Source organism: Methanospirillum sp. (genome assembly GCF_035406105.1).
GTDB lineage: Archaea > Halobacteriota > Methanomicrobia > Methanomicrobiales > Methanospirillaceae > Methanospirillum.
On the sequence record NZ_DAONKG010000124.1, the window covers coordinates 1 to 7,390 of the forward strand.

A 7,390-nucleotide genomic window follows, 5' to 3' on the forward strand; every position below is an offset into this window, starting at 1 on the left:
GAGAAGATCCCTCTTACCCTTATTCGTGACGGACATGCTCCATATCTTACCGGATCAATGCTTGATGAATATATTGCCTCCGGATTACAAAGCGATCATGAGACATGTGTACTTGAGGAAGGAAGAGAAAAATTACAAAAGGGTATGTACCTCTACATGAGAGAGGGTATAACCGAACGAAATCTTCAAACTCTTATTCCTCTGGCCACGCCCTGCACATCATCAAGATGTTGTTTCTGCACTGATGACCGGCATGCAGATATGCTGGTTACATCAGGTCATATTGATGATTGTATCAGGAAAGCTATTGAATATGGGTGTGAGCCGGAAATTGCATATAAAATGGCATCATTATCAGCTGCAGAGCGATTCAGACTTGACGATCGGGGTGCCATCAGTCCAGGACGGGTTGCTGATTTTTGTATTCTCAGCGATCTGAACAACTGCACCGTGAAAGCTACATTTAAAAAGGGAACAAAAATTTCACCAAACCAATGGAACCCGGTTCAGAATGAGATATCACAATGCCCTTTCCATGCACGCATTCCGTCGGTACAGGAGATTCTGATAAGAGGGAGGGGAACAGCACGGGTTATCAGAATTCAGGAAGGACAGATCGGAACAACAGCAGAGTACACCCAGATATCAGGAGAGGATATCCCGGACATAAAAAGAGATATTTTAAAAGCCGTAGTCGTTTCGAGATACCACCCGGAACGTATCGGAGTCGGTCTTGTCAGGGGTTTTGGACTTACCAACGGTGCTATTGCTTCCAGTATATCCCATGATTCTCATAACATCATCGCCATTGGAACATCTGATGATGAGATACTCAGGGCATTATCAACCGTTATAAAACACAAAGGGGCGATGGTTGCACGAAGTGACACCAAGGAATGCTGTCTTCCCCTCTCAATCGCCGGTCTGATGTCAGAATTACCATATGAGAATGTCCATGCAGAACTGACAAACCTTCACAGGATTACCGATGCGTGTGGAGCAATTGCAGATCCTTTTATGTACTTGTCATTTCTTGCACTTACGGTAATTCCGGAGATCAGGGTAACAACAAAGGGAGTATTTGATGTGAACATGTTCTCCCATGTTCCAATATTTACTGATACATAATCATTTCATCTCATCAGACTGAAAAAAAGTTATTTAAACAGACTGCCTGATGAAAAACCAGGCATTAAAAATTCTCCGGTTTTATAATAGGATCGATTCAGAGGATGATAAAAAAAGAATGGGACATCTCCCAAATCAACGTTTCCATCTGGAGAGATGTGAGAGTCATCCAGCAGGACATCGACAACCTCTGCGATAAACAGATCATGAACACCCACATCAACGACTCTGGAAATCCGGCACTCAATCACAATGGGAAATTCACCAACATAGGGAGCGTTTACCAATGGTGCACGGACAGGAGTAAGACCGGTGTCGGCAAATTTATCACGGTCTCTGCCTGATGTAACACCAAAATAATCTGCTTCCTTTACATAGGCTGCCGATGGAATGCTGATCGTACATTCTTTTTTCTCAAGAAGGGCCTGATAGGTATGGCGTGTCCTTTGCACGGAAAATGAGATACTCAGGGGGTCTGAACTACAGACCCCGCCCCATGCTGCAGTCATTCCATTCGGTTTCCCGGTAGTATCATAGGTTCCAATAATGAGAACTGGTGTCGGGATGATTGCCGGTTTTTTTCCGATTGATTGTTTCATACCAGATAATTGGATGTGAAACCAAAAAAGAAATCCCTCGGTGAGAATGCGAACAGATATCAGTGAGCCGGTATGATTCCTCTGGCAGGAATACAAATATGAAACATGAACATGTTGATCTGAAATCAATCGCATGGGAAACTATGGAAAAGTATGGATTTTCTCCACGGTTCTCCCGGGAGGTTATCCACGAAGCAGAGAGGGTTTCACAAAAACATCAGGTACATATTAAAAAAGGGATCAGAGATCTCCGGGGCCTTCTCTGGAGCTCGATAGATAATGTGGATTCTGAAGATCTTGACCAGATCGAGTACGTAAAGGAGGGTGAAAATGGTGAAATTCATGTCAAAGTAGCTATTTCTGATGTTGACCAGTATGTACCCAAAGGCTCAAAGACAGATGCCCATGCAGGACATAACGGAACATCAGTATATCCCGGAATAATTACCTTTCATATGCTTCCTGACCAGCTTTGTAAGGGTATTTCATCACTTCTACCCGGTCAGGACTCCTATGCAATTATTATTGAATATACGGTTATGCTGGATGGGGAAGTCAGATCCGGGAACATATATCAGGGAGTTGTCAGAAATAAAGCAAAACTAGTATATGAAGAGATTGGCAACTGGCTTATGGGATACGGCCCTGTTCCACCCCAGGTTGCTACCATAGAAGGTCTGAAAAGACAGATCGAACTACAGAATGAGGCTGCAGTCCGTCTTCGTGAACACAGGAGAAGACAAGGTGCCTTGGATCTGGAAACCCTTGAGGCACAGGTAATTTCAGATGGTGAAACGGTCACAGACCTCATCATTCAGAGACAAAATGCAGCACATTATCTTATTGAAGAATTTATGGTTGCAGCAAACGGAACTATGGTTCTTTTTTTGGAAAAAGCAGGATTGCCATTGATACAGCGGGTTGTCAGGGTCCCAAAATACTGGGAGGAGATCAGACTTGTTGCAGCCGGATATGGTGAAAAACTGCCCGTTCACCCTGATGCAAAATCCCTCTCGTCATTCCTGTCAAAACAACGAAAAGCAGATCCTGAACGGTTCCCGGATCTCTCTCTTACCATTGTAAAACTCATGGGTTCCGGAGAGTACGTACCATTTATTCCGGGGAAAAACCCTATCGGGCACTTTGCTCTTGCAGTTACGGATTATACTCATGGAACTGCACCAAACCGGAGATATGTGGACCTCATCATTCAACGACTGATCAAATCCGTACTCCTTGGAACAAAACCTCCATACACAATTCAGGAACTTGATGAAAAAGCAGAATGGCTCTCAGGTCGGGAAAAAGCCGCGAATAAAGTTGAACGGTTTATGAGAAAATCAGCTGCAGCCGTCCTGCTCAAACCAAGAATTGGAGAGACCTTTGAGGCGTTTGTGACCGGTGCTTCAGAAAAAGGAACCTATGTCAGGCTTATAGATCCCCCTGCAGAAGGAAGAGTTGTCAAAAGAGAATCAGGTCTGAGAGTTGGGCAGAAGGTTGTTGTGAAATTACTCCGAACCGACCCATACAATGGTCATATCGACTTTGAATATCTTCAAAATCCATAGATTATTAAAACCAGGTCCATATTTATTAAACGGAAAATGACCGTATAGCAACAATATTGTCAGGGTAGACATTTATTATTTTTAAAAGGCCGGTCAGCCTGAGAACTTCTGATACACTCATATTCGGCGTGGAAAAACAGATCTCTCCATTTACCTTTTTTAAGGCCTTAAAAGCAGCAATAATGACTCTGATACCAGCACTGGATACCATACGGACATCTGTCAGATCCAGAACAATATATCGCATTCCCTGAGCAATACCTTCCATCAGTGTTTCTTCAAGATCAACTGATGTTGTGATGTCGATAGAACCAACCGGATGAAAAACCCAAATTTCTCCTTCATACCAGATATCAATGGGAAGAGTTGAACCTGCTTCTTTTTTGAGCGTATAGAGGAGATTATTTTCAAGATCTGGTAACGCCATATGGTATCCATATCCATATACGAGAACGGAAGCATAAAGATGCAGGTATCATGGATCTCAAAACTATTATTTAATGAATGGTGGAATAGATATTCCATAAATAGATTCAATGCCAAATATTTGATGACATATGCACTCATCAGAGAGTTTGTATCAGGTCTGGTATGAACTCACTTCAACAATAGAGGATGGTATTGTCATCCTGAACACATCAGACATCATCTGTCACCTGAATAAGGGTATTTCACAGTTATTTCCAATTGCCACTGAGGATTTCAGGGGTACAAAATTTAATGAATTCATAGAAAAAGTGGTTCTTCCGGTGATTAGAAACCCAAAGATAGTCTCCTCTGAAATATTTCATCCCACTTCATCAAATCGTACCCATCAGGACATCCAGATTGTATCCGGACCAGGAAGGGGGCATTCAGTGGAGTTTTCTATCCGGGAAGGAGAGAATCCAGATTTCCCCTGGAAGATGGGCTATTTCAGGAAGATCACGAGATGGAAGAAGGCAGAAGAAATATTGATCCGAACAGAGGAACGGTTTAGAACAATTTTTGAAAATTTGTTTGACTCAGTTACCATATATCAGATTGATGAGACCGGTTATCCAGGACTTTTTATAGAGACAAATACATCTTCAGCGAAAAGACTCGGGTACAACCAGCAGGAACTATTGACGCTGTCACCTGCAGACATTCTCCCTCCGGAAGAATTTGGAAGATTTTTATCATTCATCAAGAGTTTTAAAGTAAAGAAGGTTCAGACTGCAGAATTCTCTGAAGTCTCAAAAAATGGGGAGATAATCCCGGTTGAAATAACCGCTTTGAAAGTGAATATTCAAGACGAAGAATTCATTATTCAGATCTCCCGGGACATTTCAGATCGGGTAAAGATCAGGCAACTTCAAAAGAATGCATTTGAACAGATCAATCGAAATATTGAACAGTTTGCAATTTTAAACGACCGGATAAGAAATCCATTAAGTGTCATCCTGACACTTGCTTCATTATCTGAAACCCCTGAAAACGCCAGGATTTCAGAGCAGGTAACCATTATCGATTCTCTGGTAGATGAACTTGATAAAGGATTTATTGAGTCAGAAAAGGTTAGAAAATTTCTCGTCAGATACTTTCAGGCAGATACCTAAAAATATTGCTCAGTATATCAATTGCATTTTGTGGCCGTTTTTAATGACCTCAACTCCACTATTTCTTCCTTTGGTACATACCGTCCTCCCGCCTTTTTCCTGATTCATGATGTTTTGAACTGCTGATCTGATTGCATTCGTATTCGAATCACATACCCCATATACTACCGGTCCGAATGAACTCATACCGGCTCCAGCTGCACCAGCATCCCTCATGGCATCCATGATGTCCATGATTACGGGTGGCTGAAGGCTTATTTCACATTTTTTAAACCCATAATTCTGGAACTCATTGATAGCCTCTCCAAATTGTTCCAGGTCTTCTTCAATTACGGAAGGGATCAGTTTCATAAGAAGAATATGGGAAAGAGCCTGGACTTCAGACTGTGGGACAGGACAGAACCTCTGAAACATATCATATTCCAACTGACCGTGAATTTCTGCAAATCCATCAGGTATTGCAAGTATGAAATGCCAATCTTCTGGGATAGCGTACCGGCCAACCAGTGGAGCTGCTCCTGCACCGGATGATGATGCTGATGGTGCAAACGAATCCTTCTTTCTACCAGGTCCAAATCGATGACCGGCATCAACAAGTAATCCCCCCATGAAAAATGCTCTTATTCCGATACCTGATGTCCCACCCCTTCCGGAAAGGGCTATCAGTTCTTCTGCAGATAGTTTCTGTTCAGTCATTGCCCCAATCCCGGCTGCAATTCCAAGAGCAGCCTGGGTTCCGCTTCCAAGACCAGAGTGAAAGGGAATTGATTGTTGAATGTGAATATGTACCGGAGGAATCGATAATCCATTCATGATTAATTTATCAAGAATGGGCTGCACCTGATGTGCGACCTCTCGTTCCTCTGAAGTCAGGGAAAACGCATCTGATTTAGATATTTCAAAAATGAAACCAGGGTCTGCCAGAGTTATACCTGCACCGCCATCGACTCTGCCTCCTCCACCATTCATATCAAGAAGCCCGATATGAAGACGTGAAGGAGTAATTACTTTGATGGTAGTATCTTCGGTGAAAAGAGGGAGAGGAATTTGCTCTTCAATATAAAATATCGGGCGTGAATTATGAATAATCCGGTACGACCTGCTTAACTGAAATTTCTCCCGTGTATTTTGCCTGTGGTCATCAGATGGATGGGTAATTTTTCGTATTGACAGGATCTCTCTCCTTGATTCCATCTTTTCATCACGCATTATCATACCAATCGGCTCATCTTCTTTTATTAGCCGGGTAATTGCACCAGTTGGAAGATGCTTTAATGGTGCATATGAGATAGCATGTATTAGAACTCGGCCATCATTTTTATTGTATAGATCCACTTCCCGAAAGTTCACATCATCTCCGGGTGAAATTTCAAGAAATTCAGCTATCTTTTCTGGTACAGGAAGAATGTTCTGCTGTATTGTTCTGACACCGACGGGTGCACTACCAAATGCTTCCAAAAGCCGGGTAACGGAACCATCAGTGATAAGAAGAGCACGTTCAGGTTTTGTTAATTGTCCGGATTCATGTTCTATCTTTTGAATGAGTTCCAGAACCGATGCCTGTGTCATTATTGCACCAATAAAAGAGTGATGTGTATAGAAAAATGTATCAGATTCTTATGATTAATATAGAGAAACCTCAAGAAAAATGAACTCACCAAACTACAACCTAAATCTGTACGATTATTCCGGGGTTACCAGAACAGATCTATACAGAAGGGACTATCCTAGGTGCATGTTTCGCTGTGAGACAGATAGTGCACCATGCATTATTAATCTTGGTGCAACTTAAGTGTTTCGACCTGTTATGAATGGAAGATTTCATAAAAAACTTTTAAATCTTGTAAGGCTTTAATTCATTTGAAAGTTCTTATAAACCGACACTCGGCAGTAGAAATTTGCAATGAATAATTTTTAAAATCATCTATTCTAAACCACGATTAAATTTGATGATTTTTTCATTTAGTCCGTTTTAAGATTACACCTCATGGTTGACGGTCAGATCAAATGTCATTGTAAAGGTCTTAAACAGGGCTCAAATAATTCAGCCCTATTTTCCTATGGAGAATGGATTTATATCCATTTATTGGTTTGCTATAAATAAATCCAAAATCATTACAATTTGCTGCCGAATGTCGGTTATGAAATATAATTGCATCAATACTGACACAATAAATCAAAGACAATGGTTCATTCAGGAAGAACGTATGCACCACAATCAAACAGACAGGGTACTCACATGATATCATACCGTACAATTGGAAAATGGTATGACAGAACATGATCTTATCCGGTAATCAGAATTTTCTAAGAGAAAGAAGAAGGAAACTTCGAAGGGAACCTATATTTCATTGTTAATAATCAAACACTATCAGACCATAAGATACTATAATCCGTTAACATTATTCACATGCGATCAGATAGCTGTTGGTCGCACTGGAATCGGACATGGTAAGGCCTTGATAAGAGAAGGAATATCATTAACTACAACTGATGACTGCTCAAGCATGAGATT

6 protein-coding genes are annotated in these 7,390 nt (G+C 41.4%); 3 read left to right on the plus strand and 3 right to left on the minus strand.

Annotation, left to right across the window (positions count from 1 at the left end; translation table 11 throughout):
- On the plus strand, window positions 1–1,128 hold a 1,128-nt coding region (locus tag PLA23_RS08400), incomplete at its 5' end, for an adenine deaminase C-terminal domain-containing protein (RefSeq protein ID WP_324474849.1).
- Window positions 1,129–1,157: 29 nt separating this feature from the next.
- On the opposite strand, the gene PLA23_RS08405 is transcribed toward PLA23_RS08400, so the two are convergent.
- The gene (locus PLA23_RS08405) at window positions 1,158–1,727 is read right to left on the minus strand and encodes a flavin reductase family protein (protein ID WP_324328082.1); all 570 of its coding nucleotides are present in this window, start codon (window positions 1,725–1,727) and stop codon (window positions 1,158–1,160) included.
- 98 nt (window positions 1,728–1,825) lie between these two features.
- Here PLA23_RS08405 and PLA23_RS08410 point away from each other — a divergent pair, with 98 nt between their 5' ends.
- On the plus strand, window positions 1,826–3,295 hold the full coding sequence (locus PLA23_RS08410) for an RNB domain-containing ribonuclease (RefSeq protein ID WP_324474850.1): 1,470 nt from the start codon (window positions 1,826–1,828) through the stop codon (window positions 3,293–3,295).
- Window positions 3,296–3,320: 25 nt separating this feature from the next.
- Here the strand turns inward: PLA23_RS08410 and PLA23_RS08415 are convergent, their stop codons facing one another.
- Window positions 3,321–3,722, minus strand: coding sequence for an STAS domain-containing protein (locus PLA23_RS08415; RefSeq protein ID WP_324328078.1), 402 nt, complete (start codon window positions 3,720–3,722; stop codon window positions 3,321–3,323).
- 130 nt (window positions 3,723–3,852) lie between these two features.
- Between PLA23_RS08415 and PLA23_RS08420 the strand changes: the two genes are divergently transcribed.
- Complete coding sequence (locus PLA23_RS08420) at window positions 3,853–4,875, plus strand: PAS domain S-box protein (protein ID WP_324328077.1); 1,023 nt, start codon at window positions 3,853–3,855, stop codon at window positions 4,873–4,875.
- Window positions 4,876–4,884: 9 nt separating this feature from the next.
- Here PLA23_RS08420 and PLA23_RS08425 read toward each other — a convergent pair whose 3' ends face one another.
- Complete coding sequence (locus tag PLA23_RS08425; protein ID WP_324474851.1) at window positions 4,885–6,444, minus strand: beta-ribofuranosylaminobenzene 5'-phosphate synthase; 1,560 nt, start codon at window positions 6,442–6,444, stop codon at window positions 4,885–4,887.
- Window positions 6,445–7,390: the final 946 nt, after the last annotated feature.

Bases quoted from the DNA above. Each gene is read 5' to 3' on its own strand.
- PLA23_RS08420 (WP_324328077.1), top strand. From the start codon at position 3,853: ATGCACTCATCAGAGAGTTTGTATCAGGTCTGGTATGAACTCACTTCA.
- PLA23_RS08415 (WP_324328078.1), bottom strand. From the start codon at position 3,722: ATGGCGTTACCAGATCTTGAAAATAATCTCCTCTATACGCTCAAAAAA.
- PLA23_RS08405 (WP_324328082.1), bottom strand. From the start codon at position 1,727: ATGAAACAATCAATCGGAAAAAAACCGGCAATCATCCCGACACCAGTT.
- PLA23_RS08425 (WP_324474851.1), bottom strand. From the start codon at position 6,444: ATGACACAGGCATCGGTTCTGGAACTCATTCAAAAGATAGAACATGAA.
- PLA23_RS08410 (WP_324474850.1), top strand. From the start codon at position 1,826: ATGAAACATGAACATGTTGATCTGAAATCAATCGCATGGGAAACTATG.